The organism is Colwellia sp. 20A7, from assembly GCF_009832865.1.
GTDB lineage: Bacteria > Pseudomonadota > Gammaproteobacteria > Enterobacterales > Alteromonadaceae > Colwellia.
On record NZ_CP047130.1, the window covers coordinates 4,013,288 to 4,030,448 of the forward strand.

Here is a 17,161-nt window from a genome sequence, read left to right on the forward strand (position 1 = left end):
CTAAAGATAAGGCAACTTAAGGTGGGTTGATTAATATATTTAACCTGAACTAAGTTTAAGGGATTTTTAACTAATTGATTAATCCCAAGGGCATTAATGTACATTAGTTTTTAAACAGTAAAAACAAAAAAGGCCGCAGAAGCGACCTTTTCAATGTACTTATCTAATAGATAATATTGATGGATTAATTTAGTGCTAGATGCAGGGTTAGCAAAGCGGAAGCACAGAGTTGACATTAGTCAATGAGTACTTCCAATGCCGCTAACACAAACTCTAGCGCAAATTAGTTATCAATTAGTCTAGAATTGCAGAAACAACACCAGCACCAACAGTACGACCACCTTCACGGATTGCGAAGCGTAAACCTTCGTCCATCGCTACTGGGTTGATTAGCTCAACAACAAACTTAAGGTTGTCGCCAGGCATTACCATTTCAACACCTTCAGGAAGCTCTACAGCACCTGTGATATCTGTTGTACGGAAGTAAAACTGTGGACGGTAACCTTTGAAGAATGGAGTATGACGACCACCTTCATCTTTACTTAACACGTATACTTCTGATTCGAATTTAGTATGAGGTAAGATTGAACCAGGTGCACATAGTACTTGACCACGTTCAACATCTTCACGCTTAAGACCACGTAGAAGAACACCACAGTTCTCGCCAGCACGACCTTCGTCAAGAAGCTTACGGAACATTTCAACACCTGTACAAGTTGATTTTTGTGTATCACGGATACCAACAACTTCTACTTCTTCACCAACTTTGATGATACCACGTTCAACACGACCCGTTACAACAGTACCACGACCAGCGATTGAGAATACATCTTCGATAGGCATGATGAATGCACCGTCGATTGCACGCTCTGGCTCTGGAATATAAGTGTCTAATTGGTCAGCAAGTTCAATTACTTTCGCTTCCCATTTTTCTTCGCCTTGTAAAGCACCTAGTGCTGAACCTTGGATTACTGGTAAGTCATCACCTGGGAAGTCATATTCAGAAAGTAGTTCACGGATTTCCATTTCTACTAATTCTAATAACTCTTCATCATCAACAACATCACATTTGTTCATGAATACGATGATGTAAGGAACACCAACTTGACGAGAAAGTAAGATATGCTCACGTGTTTGTGGCATAGGACCATCTGTAGCAGCAACTACTAAGATAGCACCATCCATTTGTGCAGCACCAGTGATCATGTTTTTGATGTAATCGGCATGGCCTGGACAATCAACATGTGCGTAGTGACGTGTTTCTGTATCGTACTCGATGTGAGAAGTATTGATTGTAATACCACGCTCACGCTCTTCAGGAGCATTATCGATTTGTGCGAAATCTTTAACTTCACCACCGTGAACTTTAGTTAATACCGCAGAGATAGCGGCTGTTAATGTTGTTTTACCGTGATCAACGTGACCGATTGTACCAACGTTAACGTGCGGTTTATTACGTTCAAATTTTTCTTTAGCCATTTTAAAATACCTCTGGGTATAGAATTAAGTTTAATTTTGCGTTTACTTTATATAGTAAATAAATTTAGGAAATAAAAGGATAGGGTAATCTAAGGAATGGTGCTGATAGGCAGATTCGAACTGCCGACCTCACCCTTACCAAGGGTGCGCTCTACCAACTGAGCCATATCAGCATTCATATACAAAGATTGGAGCGGGTGGCGGGAATCGAACCCGCTTCATCAGCTTGGAAGGCTGAGGTAATAGCCAGTATACGACACCCGCTAACTCTATCAGTTTATCTCTGCTTAGATTTATATTTGTATTACAAATATAAATCTAAAAAATATGGTGGAGGGAGGTGGATTCGAACCACCGAAGGCTGAGCCGTCAGATTTACAGTCTGATCCCTTTGGCCACTCGGGAACCCCTCCAGTATATTTACCTATTTCACTAACGAGTAGCGAATAGTATTAATGGTGCCGACTGCCGGAGTCGAACTGGCGACCTACTGATTACAAGTCAGTTGCTCTACCAACTGAGCTAAGTCGGCACTACATTAAGTGGTGCGAATTCTAGAGCAATGTTTTGTCCCTTGCAAGTCCAAATTTCAAAAATATCGATGTTTTTTTTACTTTAAGGATTCTTTAGTGCGTGTTTGATGTTTTTTTATCCAATGCAACTGAGTTAATTATAATATCCACTATATATAAGCTTCTATTCCATTAAAGACTAGCTCTGAAATTACTGTACTTTTGTGTGTTATCAATTGAGCAAGTGAATCACCATTTCCACCAGTAATAATTACCTCATCAAGAATTAATCCTTGATTCTCTATTTTTGATATTGCTAAATGAATTGCCCCGATGGTTGCAGCCCAAGCAGCATTATGTACATTTTCAGATGTATTAAATCCAAAAGCTAAACTCTCTTTTTCCTCTAAGTTTGCTTTAACTTGTGTTGTTTCAGATAGAACACTCGAAATTAATAATTTAACACCCGCTAAAATCCAACCACCTTGGTGTTGACCTGATGCCAATAAAAAATCGATTGTTGTTGCTGTACCAGCATCGATTATTAATAGATTTTTATTAGGGTAAAGCCTAGCCGCTCCAATTAGAGCCAACCATCTATCTACCCCTAGTTGATTAGGATCTTCATAACCTGAGACAATCTTGTTTTTCTTAATCTCACTATAGACTTGTTGATATACAATATTATTACCTAGACACCAAGCATTTATTTGGTCTGTAGCTGCTGTGTTACTTACACTCGCTACTACAACTTTTAGAACACTGGAAAAATTTTCACACAAAAAAGCATTTGAAATCGATTGATTCAAAATGGCCTGTTGTGGACTTCTCTTCCCCTGATTAACAAAACAATATTTTGTTCGAGTATTACCAATATCCAGCAACACTAACATTCATCACCTCTAAGACTGACCTCACCACCATATATTGTTTTCATTTTTCCATCTACTTCAAGAAGCAAAGCCCCCTGAACATTAACACCATGATAGATACCTCTAGTAACACGATCACCAGTAATTAATTTAACGTTCTTATCTTTATAAAAGTCTCTTGCGTGCCACTCATCAAGTATCCCGGATAAACCTTCATGTTGATATTGCTCTAATCTTTGCAATAAATGGTAGATTAAATGAGCGCTCAATAGGTTTCTATCAACCTTAATGTCACTATGACTTTGCAAATCCGTCCACTTTTGATCTATTCTAGTTGCGGCTTGTTGTGGTATATCAACATTAATACCAATACCAATAACACTATGGCTAGGTTCTAAAGCTTGCCCTTCTAAATCAATTAAAATTCCTGCTAATTTAACACCATCTAAATAAATATCATTAGGCCATTTAAGTTGCACTTTAATACGCGTTGCTGAATAAATAGCATCGCTAACCGCTAATGCACTAACTAGACTCAGCCCCATGGCAGCAGATAGACCCTGCTCTAAATGCCAATATATTGATAAATAAATCTGAGAACCAAAAGGAGAAACCCACTCACGCCCACGACGTCCACGACCTGCGCTTTGGTACTCTGCTAAACATACTTGTCCATGTGATAATTGATTTGGTAAACGTCTTAATAAATAACTATTTGTTGAATCAATTAAGGTATGAACTTCTATTTCAGGGATCACACTCCCCTGTGGAATAGCTTCGATAACTTTACTACGATCTAATAAAGATAATGGCTTCGATAACTTATAACCTTTCCCTGTAACACTATAGATATCTAATTCCATTTCTATTAATGCTTTGATATGCTTTGAAATAGCTGCACGGCTTATATTTAATTCTTCACCTAATGCTTGACCTGAAACAAAGTCGCCTCCTGAAAGCGCTTTAATTAAATGCTCTTTTACTACTTTTGTCATATTATTTATCCCAATCTACCATTGGTAGATCTATAAACTGTCGCTCTCCTTGCGAAGTTATCATTCGTACTTCTGGTGATAGTAGTATTTCAAATTTTTTATGGACTTCTTGTTGTACAAATTGTGCCAAGCCTAGAATATCTTTACCGTAATCGCTTTCATGATTGACTAATACTAATGCTTGGTTTTCATGTACTCCCACCTGGCTCTTACGATAGCCTTTTAAACCGGTTTGCTCAATTAACCAGCCAGCGGCAAGCTTTACATTACCGTTATCTTGAGAATAAAATGGAATCTCTGGATATATAGTTTTCAAACTAGCAAGCTTTTCAACACTGACTACCGGGTTTTTAAAAAAACTTCCCGCATTAGGTAGTTGGTCCGGATCAGGTAGTTTTGCTTGTCGTAAACTAATCACTTTGTCCATTACTTCTTTAGCATTTGCATCAGAAGGTAATTCATTCAAACCTGAATAAGATAAGTTCGCTTGCCATTTCTTAGATAACTTTAATACGACCTCTGTTATAACGCCCTTGTTAAGAAAAGCATTTTTAAATATGCTGTCTCGATAAGAAAAACAACACTCTTGGCTATCTAAAGTTTTAACAGTACGGCTTGAAAAATCAAACCACGTTACTTCAACGCAAAAATTTGACAACTCAACACCATAAGCACCAATATTCTGTACCGGAGATGCCCCTATACTGCCAGGAATCAACGCAAGATTTTCTAACCCATACACGCCATTATTGATACATAAACAGACAAGGTTGTGCCAGTTTTCTCCTGCACCAGCACGAACAAAATAGTTATCGGCTGTTTCGCTAATATCGATTCCTTTAAAGTCTGGTTTAATAATAATAGGTGCTTGGGTATCGACAAATAGAGTATTACTACCCTCGCCAAGAATATAGAATGGATTTAACGATAGATCTGGTAATGACTCTAAATCAGATAGAGTTTGTGGGAAATATACAATCGGTGAAGTACTTTTCACATTAAAACTATTATTTTTTCGCAAAGAAAATTGCTTACTTGATTTCATATCTATTCTATTAATCAATTTAGATACTGTTATTGTACTTAATATTTATATCAACACCAGTTAAAGCAAGTACTAAGCGATAAAAGATCCTTTACTTAACTAATATATTCTATTAACTGAATTAGTTTTTTATACGTAAACAATAGAAGAAAATTGTAAATTTAATTGAACTTTAAAAGATAAATACACTCTTACTTAATAGTTATGTTATCCCTTAGTGTTTCATGTTTATGCATCTATTTTTATAGATGCATTTTTTTTGTTTTTTTAGTGATACCAATTCCGATAATTTTGTGATCTAATGTAAGCTTAAATATAAGGCTTAAAATGACTCATAACTTATCACAGCTTATTTCATCAACGAGTAATGCAAGAATGCGATTACGATTGCTTGCTGTATCTCACTTTATCGATGGAAAAAATCGCACACAAATAGCTACTTTCTTGAAAGTTAGCCGCACTAGCGTTAATAAATGGATCCATACTTATTTACATGATGGCTTAGAGGGACTTAAAGAAAAAAAACATACAGGTCGCCCAAAATCTTTGGATGATAAGCAGCTGTCACAACTGAAAAGTTTTGTTATCAATTCTGCTATAAAACCGAGTGGTGGTAGGCTTCAAGGAAAAGATGTACAAGAATATATTGCGACAGAGTTTGGTGTTGTCTACCAAAAATCTAATGTATACGACACACGACACCAGCTTGAACTAAGCTGGGTAACAACACGTTCAAAGCACCCTAAGCAATCCATTGAGACACAAGAAACCTTTAAAAAAATTCCAATTTGAAACGATCGCCAAGATCCCGTTATCGATATCGCTTGATCAAGTCGATGTGTGGTTTCAGGATGAAGCGCGGTTTGGTCAGCAAAACACAACGACCAGAGTGTGGGCAGAAAAAGGAACGCGCCCTAGGGCAATCAAACAGCAGCAGTTTACCTACGCTTATTTGTTTGGCGCAGTCTGCATCACCAATGGAAAAACAGAAGCTATCGTAGCCCCATTAAGTAATATGGATGTGATGGCGTCACACTTAGCACTCATTTCAAAGGCGACAGAAGAGGGACGACATGCTGTAGTCTTGATGGATGGTGCCAGTTGGCATCAAAAGTATCTTGATGACGAATACAACAATTTGACGATCATCCATATTCCTCCCTATTCACCCGAGTTAAATCCAATTGAGCAAGTGTGGTCATGGATGAGGCAGAATGAAATAGCTAACCGTTGTTTCAAGGATTATGAGGATATTGTTGAGAAGTGCTCAGAAGCTTGGAACCGCTTCAGAAGTAATACTAAAAGGGTGATATCTCTATGTCACCGAGACTGGGCCATTATGACCAGTTAATTATCGGAATTGGTATCACTTTATCGATGGAAAAAATCGCACACAAATAGCTACTTTCTTGAAAGTTAGTCGCACTAGCGTTAATAAATGGATCCATACTTATTTACATGATGGCTTAGAGGGACTTAAAGAAAAAAAACATACAGGTCGCCCAAAATCTTTGGATGATAAGCAGCTATCACAACTGAAAAGTTTTGTTATCAATTCTGCTATAAAACCGAGTGGTGGTAGGCTTCAAGGAAAAGATATACAAGAATATATTGCGACAGAGTTTGGTGTTGTCTACCAAAAATCTAATGTATACGACACACTACACCAGCTTGAACTAAGCTGGGTAACAACACGTTCAAAGCACCCTAAGCAATCCATTGAGACTCAAGAAACCTTTAAAAAAATTCCAATTTGAAACGATCGCCAAGATCCCGTTATCGATATCGCTTGATCAAGTCGATGTGTGGTTTCAGGATGAAGCGCGGTTTGGTCAGCAAAACACAACGACCAGAGTGTGGGCAGAAAAAGGAACGCGCCCTAGGGCAATCTCACCGAGACTGGGCCATGATGACCAGTTAATTATCGGAATTGGTATAATTATGTGAGACAGCAAAAAGCCCGTCACTTTCGTAACGGGCTCTTCGGGTGTACCTTGCGGTACGAATAGAAGTTTAGCAATGTCCTACTCTCACATGGGAACTCCCACACTACCATCGGCGCTACTGCGTTTCACTTCTGAGTTCGGAATGGAGTCAGGTGGTACCACAGCGCTATTGTCGCTAAACAAAAAGGTTACAATCTTAGAAAGCTAACGTACACGGATGTACTAATGTCGATAATGTTCATGGATGAACGTTTTTATCGACTCTCTTTCGAGGTTTAAATATCGTTTTGTTCTTTATTCTGATTCAAGTAACACGTAAGTACGTGTGTTTTCTAATGTCAGTCTTCATACAATGCACTTCATAGTTCTAAAAACTACTTGGGTGTTGTATGGTTAAGCCTCACGGGCAATTAGTATCAGTTAGCTCAAGACCTCACAGCCCTTACACACCTGACCTATCAACGTTGTAGTCTCCAACGACCCTTTAGGGAGCTTAAAGCTCCAGTGAGAACTCATCTCAAAGCCTGCTTCCCGCTTAGATGCTTTCAGCGGTTATCAGTTCCGAACGTAGCTACCGGGCAATGCTATTGGCATAACAACCCGAACACCAGCGGTTCGTCCACTCCGGTCCTCTCGTACTAGGAGCAGCCCTCTTCAATTCTCAAACGCCCACGGCAGATAGGGACCGAACTGTCTCACGACGTTCTAAACCCAGCTCGCGTACCACTTTAAATGGCGAACAGCCATACCCTTGGGACCGACTTCAGCCCCAGGATGTGATGAGCCGACATCGAGGTGCCAAACACCGCCGTCGATATGAACTCTTGGGCGGTATCAGCCTGTTATCCCCGGAGTACCTTTTATCCGTTGAGCGATGGCCCTTCCATACAGAACCACCGGATCACTATGACCTACTTTCGTACCTGCTCGACGTGTCTGTCTCGCAGTTAAGCTGGCTTATGCCATTGCACTAACCGTATGATGTCCGACCATACTTAGCCAACCTTCGTGCTCCTCCGTTACTCTTTGGGAGGAGACCGCCCCAGTCAAACTACCCACCAGACAGTGTCCCCAAGCCCGATTAGGGCCCTAGGTTAGAACATCACGCATACAAGGGTGGTATTTCAAGATTGGCTCCACAAAATCTAGCGACTCTGTTTCAACGCCTCCCACCTATCCTACACATGTAGGAGCAATGTTCACTGTCAAGCTATAGTAAAGGTTCACGGGGTCTTTCCGTCTAGCCGCGGGTATACGGCATCTTAACCGCAAATTCAATTTCACTGAGTCTCGGGTGGAGACAGTGTGGCCATGATTACGCCATTCGTGCAGGTCGGAACTTACCCGACAAGGAATTTCGCTACCTTAGGACCGTTATAGTTACGGCCGCCGTTTACCGGGGCTTCGATCATCAGCTTCGACCTAAGTCTAACCGAATCAATTAACCTTCCGGCACCGGGCAGGCGTCACACCGTATACGTCATCTTTCGATTTTGCACAGTGCTGTGTTTTTAATAAACAGTTCCAGCCACCTGGTTACTTCGACTGCTCTGAGCTTAGGAAGCAAGTTCCATCACCCTGAGCAGCGTACCTTCTCCCGAAGTTACGGTACTATTTTGCCTAGTTCCTTCACCCGAGTTCTCTCAAGCGCCTTAGTATTCTCTACCTAACCACCTGTGTCGGTTTGGGGTACGGTTCCTATATATCTGAAGCTTAGAAGCTTTTCCTGGAAGCATGGCATCAATGACTTCATGTCCGTAGACACTCGTCTCGAGTCTCAGTGTTAACAGCAACCCGGATTTACCTAAGTCGCCCACCTACATTCTTTCACACGGACTACCAACGCCGTGCTCATCTAGCCTACTCCGTCCCTCCTTCGCAATATATAGAAGTACAGAAATATTAATCTGTTTCCCATCGACTACGCGTTTCCGCCTCGCCTTAGGGGCCGACTTACCCTGCCCTGATTAACATGGGACAGGAAACCTTGGTCTTTCGGCGGGGGAGTTTTTCACTCCCCTTATCGTTACTCATGTCAGCATTCGCACTTGTGATACCTCCAGCAAACTTCTCAATTCACCTTCAACGGCTTACACAACGCTCCCCTACCACTTAATCCTAAGATTAAATCCGCAGCTTCGGTGACTAGTTTAGCCCCGTTACATCTTCCGCGCAGACCGACTCGACTAGTGAGCTATTACGCTTTCTTTAAAGGATGGCTGCTTCTAAGCCAACCTCCTAGCTGTCTATGCCTTTCCACATCGTTTCCCACTTAACTAGTACTTTGGGACCTTAGCTGGCGGTCTGGGTTGTTTCCCTCTTCACAACGGACGTTAGCACCCGCAGTGTGTCTCCCGCATATCACTCATTGGTATTCGGAGTTTGCAAAGGGTTGGTAAGTCGGGATGACCCCCTAGCCTTAACAGTGCTCTACCCCCAATGGTGTTCGTGCGAGGCTCTACCTAAATAGATTTCGGGGAGAACCAGCTATCTCCCGGCTTGATTAGCCTTTCACTCCGACCCACAAGTCATCACCGCATTTTTCAACATACGTGTGTTCGGTCCTCCAGTTGATGTTACTCAACCTTCAACCTGCCCATGGGTAGATCGCCGGGTTTCGGGTCTATACCCTGCAACTAAACGCGCAGTTAACACTCGCTTTCGCTACGGCTCCCCTAATCGGTTAACCTTGCTACAGAATATAAGTCGCTGACCCATTATACAAAAGGTACGCAGTCACCCGACTAAATCGGGCTCCCACTGCTTGTACGTATGCGGTTTCAGGTTCTATTTCACTCCCCTCACAGGGGTTCTTTTCGCCTTTCCCTCACGGTACTGGTTCACTATCGGTCAGTTAGTAGTATTTAGCCTTGGAGGATGGTCCCCCCATATTCAGACAAAGTTTCACGTGCTCCGTCCTACTCGATTTCACTTAAAGGTTGCTTTAGTGTACGGGACTATCACCCTGTATCGTCTTACTTTCCAGTAAGTTCCACTAGCGCCCAATAAGCTTAAGGGCTGATTCGCGTTCGCTCGCCGCTACTAACGAAATCTCGGTTGATTTCTTTTCCTCGGGGTACTTAGATGTTTCAGTTCTCCCGGTTCGCTTCATTATCCTATGTATTCAGATAATGATACCTAGCTTATGCTAAGTGGGTTTCCCCATTCGGACATCTTTGGCTATAACGGTTTTTATCACCTCACCAAAGCTTTTCGCAGATTAACACGTCCTTCATCGCCTCTAACTGCCAAGGCATCCACCACATACGCTTAGTCACTTAACCATACAACCCTAAGTAGTCTTTTCTAATAAAAGAAATGAAAACAAAGTACACCGTGGAGACTAATCCACAGTAATTGTAAAGTCTGACATTTTCACGTACTCAATATATCCGAAGATATAAGATGAGTTACTTGATAAGACATCTTTGCTCTAAGAGCAAGTATGAATTCGATAATACATCCTTGGGGGATGCATTATCACCATTACAGCATTCACGATAAGAGAATGTTGTAACAGCTTGGTATTTATACTGTAACAAACAACAGCGCGACACCGTGTTTGTCATATAAATACCGATATTTATATCAGCTTTCCAGATTGTTAAAGAACTAATTTTTAACTCACATTCGGTTAAAAACTTGGTTTAAAAAACCAAACTTAAATTATCATCGCTTTGATAGATTAAGTTTGGTCTCTTTCTTCATTTAAAAGAAACGATGGTATTTTGATTTCTTTACAAGGCGCTTTGTGGTGACGTGTAGTCTTTTCTACACGAACTACGAAGCAACGTAGTAAAAAGTCAAAATGGTGGAGCTAAGCAGGATCGAACTGCTGACCTCCTGCGTGCAAGGCAGGCGCTCTCCCAGCTGAGCTATAGCCCCATCAGGGTTTCTTTCAATTTTGTTATCATGTAATTTGTGTGAATACTCTGAATATCTCTTAAAAGGGACATTCCATTATTCGTTTTTACTTCAAGATAAGGAGGTGATCCAACCCCAGGTTCCCCTAGGGTTACCTTGTTACGACTTCACCCCAGTCATGAAACACAAAGTGGTGACCGTCCTCCCGAAGGTTAAACTAGCCACTTCTTTTGCATCCCACTCCCATGGTGTGACGGGCGGTGTGTACAAGGCCCGGGAACGTATTCACCGTAGCATTCTGATCTACGATTACTAGCGATTCCGACTTCACGGAGTCGAGTTGCAGACTCCGATCCGGACTACGACAAGCTTTGTGGGATTCGCTCAACCTCGCGGTATTGCTGCCCTCTGTACCTGCCATTGTAGCACGTGTGTAGCCCATCCCGTAAGGGCCATGATGACTTGACGTCGTCCCCACCTTCCTCCGGTTTATCACCGGCAGTCTCCTTAGAGTTCCCGACATAACTCGCTGGCAAATAAGGATAGGGGTTGCGCTCGTTGCGGGACTTAACCCAACATTTCACAACACGAGCTGACGACAGCCATGCAGCACCTGTCACAGAGTTCCCGAAGGCACAAGTCTATCTCTAGTCTCTTCTCTGGATGTCAAGGGATGGTAAGGTTCTTCGCGTTGCATCGAATTAAACCACATGCTCCACCGCTTGTGCGGGCCCCCGTCAATTCATTTGAGTTTTAACCTTGCGGCCGTACTCCCCAGGCGGTCAACTTAGTGCGTTAGCTGCGCCACTCACGTCTCAAGGACACAAACGGCTAGTTGACATCGTTTACGGCGTGGACTACCAGGGTATCTAATCCTGTTTGCTCCCCACGCTTTCGTTCCTCAGCGTCAGTATCTGTCCAGGTGGCCGCCTTCGCCACTGATGTTCCTTCCAATCTCTACGCATTTCACCGCTACACTGGAAATTCCACCACCCTCTACAGTACTCTAGTCTACCAGTTCAAAATGCAGTTCCAAGGTTGAGCCCTGGGCTTTCACATCTTGCTTAATAGACCGCCTACGAACGCTTTACGCCCAGTAATTCCGATTAACGCTTGCACCCCTCGTATTACCGCGGCTGCTGGCACGAAGTTAGCCGGTGCTTCTTCTGTTGTTAACGTCACAGATGCTTGCTATTAACAAACATCCTTTCCTCACAACTGAAAGTGCTTTACAACCCGAAGGCCTTCTTCACACACGCGGCATGGCTGCATCAGGCTTTCGCCCATTGTGCAATATTCCCCACTGCTGCCTCCCGTAGGAGTCTGGGCCGTGTCTCAGTCCCAGTGTGGCTGATCATCCTCTCAAACCAGCTAGAGATCGTCGCCTTGGTGAGCCATTACCTCACCAACTAGCTAATCTCACTTGGGCTAATCAAATGGCGAGAGGTCCGAAGATCCCCCCCTTTGGTCCGTAGACGTTATGCGGTATTAGCAGTCGTTTCCAACTGTTGTCCCCCACCATAAGGCATATTCCCAAGCATTACTCACCCGTCCGCCGCTCGTCAGCAGATAGCAAGCTATCTCTGTTACCGCTCGACTTGCATGTGTTAAGCCTGCCGCCAGCGTTCAATCTGAGCCATGATCAAACTCTTCAATTAAAAATCGTTTGTGTAACCTCACCATTCTTACCTAAGTAAAAGTGATGTGTTACTGCTCAATGAATTCTGTCGTGATACCAGCAAAGCTGATATCGCATTACATAGTCGCCACCTATCTCGCTAGAAATAAGTAACTATATTTATTTGCATGAACATCATTCATTAAGCGTTTTTTTTGTTCCACTTTCCTAAGAAAGAAGAACTATGTAAAAACAAGTTAATGTGAGTATTCACACAAATTGCATGATAACTAATTGTTAAAGAAGATATCGAGTAACTAGGTTAGTCGATATAGATGAGAGTCGCATTCGCTCTTCACCTAACGATTTAAGCTTAACTTAATTCGTGTTGCTCGTTGCTGTTGCCCCGAAGCAGGATGCGTATCATACGCTTCCGAGTTTTAATGTCAACGTTTTATTTTGATTTATTTAAAAGTTTTTGTAAACTCTCAAACCCTTCATTCTAAAACGTTAAGTTAACTATTTATCATTAAAATGAAAGTAGATAACTTATTAAAACAGCCCGTTGATGATTCGTTTTGCCTGAACCCCTTGGAACTGGAGCGCATTCTAGAGATTTCTGGGAAATGGTCAAGGCTTTTCTTTAAAGTTTTATTCGTTCGAAGATAAATCGAACGAAATGTTTTCATTTCACACAATTTATCGTTATTAATTGCTATCTTGAATGTTTTTTACACTAATATAGTTGCACAATGACAAAAGGTGAGTAACATAGAAATGTAAATTTACATTTTGTTCTTATAAATTAATATTAAAATAATAATTAGGTATCCATTATGAAGTCTCCGAATATTTCAGCAATAGTTATAGCAGCCATTTTCGCTATTATTGCTTTTTTAGTTTTTAGTTCTATATCAGCTATTACACCTTTACTAATTGCTGTCTTTGTTTTTGTCAGTTCACTTATTGCTCCGCTTATTAACCTTCCTGGTAACAAAGGCCAATCAAGTATTCCATCTGATACTGATAATAATAACAATGATTTTAAAACACTCTATGTTGGTAACCTACCTTACCGTGCCAATGAAACCGCAGTAAGAGAATTGTTTGCTACTTATGGTCATGTTGAATCAGTAAGATTGATGAAAGATAAGCATACAGGTAAACGTAGAGGGTTTGGTTTTGTAGAAATGTCTGCAAGTGATTTAGAAAAAGCAATTACAGCATTAAATGATGCTGAATTTGAGCAACGTACTTTAAAAGTTAGAGAAGCTAAAGAACGTCCTGAAAGAGTTGAAGCAAGTGACTAACTCCCTCAGTGTTATTTACTTTAATAACTAATAATAAAAAACCCGATTAATATCGGGTTTTTTATTGCCATAAAACAAGCTTGAGTTACTTTTCGATATAACTCTACTTCCCTATAGTGTTATTGATGTGGGTTATGGCTTTATCTTTATTTCACAAAATAGAAGATATTACGTTTATATTGACTGCAACGCAGAAAAGCTAAACAAATATTCACTCTATACTAGACAAAACCTAAACTCACGCTAAAATTGCGCACTTCAATACTCAGGTTTATTAAAGTAACTGAGTGTCCTAACGAATTCTAGTATTCACAATAAGTAAACAATAAGGTAAGCATTTATGTTTAGTCATATTCATCCCGATAATTATGAACAGCAATTGTCAGAGAAAAACCAAGAAATGACCGCTCTATTTTCTTGCTTTAATATCCCTGCTGCAGAAATTTTTCCATCAGAGCCGTTAAATTATCGCTTACGTGCTGAGTTTAGAGTATGGCATCAGGGTGATGATCTCTATTACATAATGTTTAACAGTGAAACTAAAGAAAAATTTCGCGTTGATGAATTTCCTGTCGCTAGCCAATTAATAAATCAAGCGATGAAAGCTTTATTGATAGCAATTAAAGATTTAAAAGAACTACGGTACAAGCTATTTCAAGTAGACTTTCTTTCTACGTTAAGTGGTGAGCTGCTAATTAGCATGCTTTACCATAAACCTTTAGAGCCTACTTGGGAAGATGCTGCAAAAGCACTGAAAATAGAATTATCAGCAATAGCTCCGGTAGATATAATTGGCCGAGCTAAAAAGCAAAAAATTATCCTCGATAAAGATTATGTGATGGAATCTTTACAGGTTGGTGATAATAAGTTCACTTATCAACAAGTTGAAAATAGTTTTACACAACCAAACGGCAACGTGAATGAGCAAATGCTTTTATGGGCCCAAAAAGCGACGGTTGATGCCGGTGGAGACTTAATAGAGCTTTATTGTGGTAATGGTAACTTCAGTGTTGCCCTAGCTCAAAATTTTACACGTGTTTTAGGTACTGAAATATCAAAAACTTCGGTAAAGTCCGCACAAGTAAATATAAAAGCCAATAATATCGATAATATAAATATTGTTCGTATGTCTAGTGAAGAGTTTAGTCAAGCGATGAACGGTGAACGTAAGTTCAGACGTTTAGAAGGGTTCGATTTAACTACTTACAATTACGATACTGTATTAGTCGATCCTCCTCGTGCAGGTTTAGATAAAGATAGCGTCGAACTAGTGAGCCGTTTTAATAAGATTATATATATTTCTTGCAACCCTAATACGTTAAAAGAAAATTTAACTGACTTAACTAAAACACATACTATTGAGAAGTTTGCTTTATTTGATCAATTTCCTTATACCTCACACATTGAAGTAGGTGTGGTATTAACTAGAAAATAACTCTATCTTTAACCATGAGCTCTGCAATAAGACCTCATGGTTTGTGAACTTAGTTATTTATGCGTTTTTTTAGATATTTTACGTCTATCACTAAGTTCAGCAGCACCACGTGCAATAAAGCGAAGTTGTTGAATGGTCTGTTTTGATAACTGTGCTCTTTCTGATTTATCCTCCATATCTAATGCATCAGAGCCTGCGCTAAAAACAATAGTAACAGCGGCATTGGCTTGCATATATGCAACTTCTGTATCTAAATCTTTTGCATGTTGTAAATAATCACAAAGCTCCATAGTGAAATAACGAATTTCACGAATTACTGCAGCTCTAAACGCAGCTGAAGTACCTGAACGTTCTCGTAGCAATAAACGAAATACATTACCGTTACTTTCGATTAACTCCATAAATGTCTCGACAGATATTTGAATAACCGAACCACCTTTAGCAATACGTTGACGAGCTTGGCGCATTAACTGTCTTAATGTTAAACCCGCCTCATCTACTAATGTTAATCCAAGTTCATCCATATCACTAAAATGTCGATAAAATGAAGTAGGTGCGAGGCCCGCCTCTTTAGCAACTTCTCTTAAACTTAAACTGGAAAAACTTCGCTCAGCACTCAATTGATTCAAAGCGGCATCAATCAATAACCTACGTGTTTTTTCTTTTTGCTGGGCACGAATACCGCTCATAGTTTTCCTCTTTATAAAGCAATTTGGATTAGCACATTTATAACAAACCAATAATATCAGCTTCCTAACCCGAGTAAAAATATATTAATTACACTTGACTGGTTAGATGAACTCGCTAAACTATAACAATAGCGTACACGTGTACACTTAAATTCATATAAAATATTAGTTAAGAACAGCGAGATAAAATGAAAAAACCCCAGATTGTTTGGCTCAACGTCACTATTTTTATAGTTACTTTTTTAGTAGCTATTATTACTGTCCCTTATAGAGCAGTAACTACAGGCTTTGACAGCACAGAGTTAATATTTGCTTTAATCTGTTTTATTTATTGTGGTATGTCAATTACCGCCGGGTATCACCGTTTATGGTCACATAAAACCTACCAAGCGCATTCAAGCTTACGTTTCATTTTCGCTTTAGGTGGTGCATTTGCCTTACAAAATAGTATTTTGCACTGGTCTTCAGATCATAGAATTCATCATAAACATGTCGACAACAATGACAAAGACCCTTATTCAGCTAAAAAAGGATTTTGGTATTCACATATAGGTTGGATGTGTCGAGAATATCAAGCTCATCGTTACAACGATTATAATAATGTTCGTGATTTACAAAAAGACAATATTGTAATGTGGCAGCATAAGCATTATCTATTACTGACTATTTTGATGAACATTGGTGTACCTGTTGCTTTCGGTTTGTGGCATGGAGACATACTTAATAGTATTTTATTAGTCGGCTTCCTGAGATTAGTGTTAAGTCACCATACAACTTTTTTCATTAATTCTTTAGCACATATTTGGGGCAAACAAACTTACACCGACAAAAACACCGCAAGAGATAATGGCTTATTAGCTTTACTTACCTTTGGCGAAGGCTATCATAACTATCACCATATCTTTGAAAATGATTATCGAAATGGTATTCGTTGGTGGCAATTCGACCCAACAAAATGGCTGATAAAAAGTTGCCAATGGTTAGGTTTAACGACGAAATTACGTACTAGCCCTGAAGATAAAATAGAAAAAATGCGTTTAGCTATGACTCTAAAACGTAGCAAGGACAAATTAACTCGATTACCTAATGCAGATCAGGCTATTTTACATCTTCAACAAGAATACGATTTACTGATTAGTAAACTAAATGACTATTACCAAATTCGCAAAACTCTACTGACAGAAAAGCGAGAACAGGTATTAGCGGATGTTGAAAAATCTGAATTGATGAAACAATATAAAGAATTAAAAGTTAAATTGAGTGAGCAGCAAAAAAATTGGCATACTCTCACCGCAAAACTCACATAATAATCAATAAAATACAAATCAATTGATTACCATTTTCCTTAAATCCTGCTAATATTTTCATAATAAATGTAATCAGGGTTTGGGGAAAA

10 protein-coding genes, 5 tRNA genes and 3 rRNA genes are annotated in these 17,161 nt (G+C 40.1%); 5 read left to right on the forward strand and 13 right to left on the reverse strand.

Annotated elements, in window-relative coordinates; all coding sequences use genetic code 11:
- Positions 1–294: 294 nt before the first annotated feature.
- The 8 genes from tuf to murB form a co-directional block, all read right to left on the reverse strand.
- Positions 295–1,479: an elongation factor Tu gene (gene tuf, locus GQS55_RS17210; protein ID WP_159821647.1), complete on the reverse strand. Its 1,185-nt coding sequence runs from the start codon at positions 1,477–1,479 to the stop codon at positions 295–297.
- A 97-nt stretch (positions 1,480–1,576) separates the two neighbouring features.
- Positions 1,577–1,652, reverse strand: a tRNA-Thr gene (locus tag GQS55_RS17215).
- Positions 1,653–1,668: 16 nt separating this feature from the next.
- A tRNA-Gly gene (locus tag GQS55_RS17220) sits at positions 1,669–1,743 on the reverse strand.
- Between the two features lie 64 nt (positions 1,744–1,807).
- Positions 1,808–1,892 (reverse strand) — tRNA-Tyr (locus GQS55_RS17225).
- Positions 1,893–1,935: 43 nt separating this feature from the next.
- Positions 1,936–2,011 (reverse strand) — tRNA-Thr (locus GQS55_RS17230).
- 150 nt (positions 2,012–2,161) lie between these two features.
- Positions 2,162–2,884: a type III pantothenate kinase gene (locus tag GQS55_RS17235; protein ID WP_159821659.1), complete on the reverse strand. Its 723-nt coding sequence runs from the start codon at positions 2,882–2,884 to the stop codon at positions 2,162–2,164.
- Positions 2,878–3,858: a bifunctional biotin--[acetyl-CoA-carboxylase] ligase/biotin operon repressor BirA gene (gene birA, locus GQS55_RS17240; protein WP_159821660.1), complete on the reverse strand. Its 981-nt coding sequence runs from the start codon at positions 3,856–3,858 to the stop codon at positions 2,878–2,880. Before birA ends, GQS55_RS17235 begins: the two co-directional genes overlap by 7 nt.
- A 1-nt stretch (position 3,859) precedes the next feature.
- The gene (murB, locus tag GQS55_RS17245; RefSeq protein WP_159821661.1) at positions 3,860–4,903 is read right to left on the reverse strand and encodes a UDP-N-acetylmuramate dehydrogenase; all 1,044 of its coding nucleotides are present in this window, start codon (positions 4,901–4,903) and stop codon (positions 3,860–3,862) included.
- Between the two features lie 327 nt (positions 4,904–5,230).
- On the opposite strand from murB, the gene GQS55_RS17250 reads away from it, so the two are divergent.
- Positions 5,231–6,254, forward strand: a protein-coding gene (locus GQS55_RS17250) for an IS630 family transposase (protein ID WP_442872160.1) whose coding sequence is annotated in 2 segments (ribosomal slippage) — positions 5,231–5,685 and positions 5,684–6,254 — 1,026 coding nt in all. Because the reading frame shifts where the segments join, the coding sequence is not laid out codon by codon here.
- A gap of 22 nt (positions 6,255–6,276) precedes the next feature.
- Complete coding sequence (locus tag GQS55_RS20335) at positions 6,277–6,660, forward strand: helix-turn-helix domain-containing protein (protein ID WP_442872199.1); 384 nt, start codon at positions 6,277–6,279, stop codon at positions 6,658–6,660.
- A gap of 254 nt (positions 6,661–6,914) precedes the next feature.
- On the opposite strand, the gene rrf is transcribed toward GQS55_RS20335, so the two are convergent.
- The 4 genes from rrf to GQS55_RS17280 form a co-directional block, all read right to left on the reverse strand.
- Positions 6,915–7,029, reverse strand: a 5S ribosomal RNA gene (rrf, locus tag GQS55_RS17265).
- Between the two features lie 209 nt (positions 7,030–7,238).
- Positions 7,239–10,133: ribosomal RNA gene (locus tag GQS55_RS17270) — 23S ribosomal RNA — on the reverse strand.
- A 525-nt stretch (positions 10,134–10,658) separates the two neighbouring features.
- Positions 10,659–10,734: transfer RNA gene (locus GQS55_RS17275), tRNA-Ala, on the reverse strand.
- Between the two features lie 96 nt (positions 10,735–10,830).
- A 16S ribosomal RNA gene (locus GQS55_RS17280) occupies positions 10,831–12,371 on the reverse strand.
- Together the 16S, 23S and 5S rRNA genes with 1 tRNA gene alongside form the textbook arrangement of a ribosomal RNA operon.
- Positions 12,372–13,167: 796 nt before the next feature.
- Here GQS55_RS17280 and GQS55_RS17285 point away from each other — a divergent pair.
- Both GQS55_RS17285 and trmA read left to right on the forward strand, forming a co-directional pair.
- The gene (locus tag GQS55_RS17285) at positions 13,168–13,641 is read left to right on the forward strand and encodes an RNA recognition motif domain-containing protein (protein ID WP_159821665.1); all 474 of its coding nucleotides are present in this window, start codon (positions 13,168–13,170) and stop codon (positions 13,639–13,641) included.
- 340 nt (positions 13,642–13,981) lie between these two features.
- Complete coding sequence (trmA, locus tag GQS55_RS17290; RefSeq protein WP_159821666.1) at positions 13,982–15,076, forward strand: tRNA (uridine(54)-C5)-methyltransferase TrmA; 1,095 nt, start codon at positions 13,982–13,984, stop codon at positions 15,074–15,076.
- 53 nt (positions 15,077–15,129) lie between these two features.
- On the opposite strand, the gene fabR is transcribed toward trmA, so the two are convergent.
- Positions 15,130–15,765 (reverse strand): HTH-type transcriptional repressor FabR, encoded by a 636-nt coding sequence (gene fabR / locus GQS55_RS17295; protein ID WP_159821667.1) that lies wholly within the window; start codon positions 15,763–15,765, stop codon positions 15,130–15,132.
- Between the two features lie 188 nt (positions 15,766–15,953).
- Between fabR and GQS55_RS17300 the strand changes: the two genes are divergently transcribed.
- Positions 15,954–17,072, forward strand: coding sequence for an acyl-CoA desaturase (locus GQS55_RS17300; protein ID WP_159821668.1), 1,119 nt, complete (start codon positions 15,954–15,956; stop codon positions 17,070–17,072).
- Positions 17,073–17,161: the final 89 nt, after the last annotated feature.

Bases quoted from the DNA above. Each gene is read 5' to 3' on its own strand.
- murB (WP_159821661.1), bottom strand. From the start codon at position 4,903: ATGAAATCAAGTAAGCAATTTTCTTTGCGAAAAAATAATAGTTTTAAT.
- GQS55_RS17285 (WP_159821665.1), top strand. From the start codon at position 13,168: ATGAAGTCTCCGAATATTTCAGCAATAGTTATAGCAGCCATTTTCGCT.
- fabR (WP_159821667.1), bottom strand. From the start codon at position 15,765: ATGAGCGGTATTCGTGCCCAGCAAAAAGAAAAAACACGTAGGTTATTG.
- trmA (WP_159821666.1), top strand. From the start codon at position 13,982: ATGTTTAGTCATATTCATCCCGATAATTATGAACAGCAATTGTCAGAG.
- tuf (WP_159821647.1), bottom strand. From the start codon at position 1,479: ATGGCTAAAGAAAAATTTGAACGTAATAAACCGCACGTTAACGTTGGT.
- birA (WP_159821660.1), bottom strand. From the start codon at position 3,858: ATGACAAAAGTAGTAAAAGAGCATTTAATTAAAGCGCTTTCAGGAGGC.
- GQS55_RS17235 (WP_159821659.1), bottom strand. From the start codon at position 2,884: ATGTTAGTGTTGCTGGATATTGGTAATACTCGAACAAAATATTGTTTT.
- GQS55_RS17300 (WP_159821668.1), top strand. From the start codon at position 15,954: ATGAAAAAACCCCAGATTGTTTGGCTCAACGTCACTATTTTTATAGTT.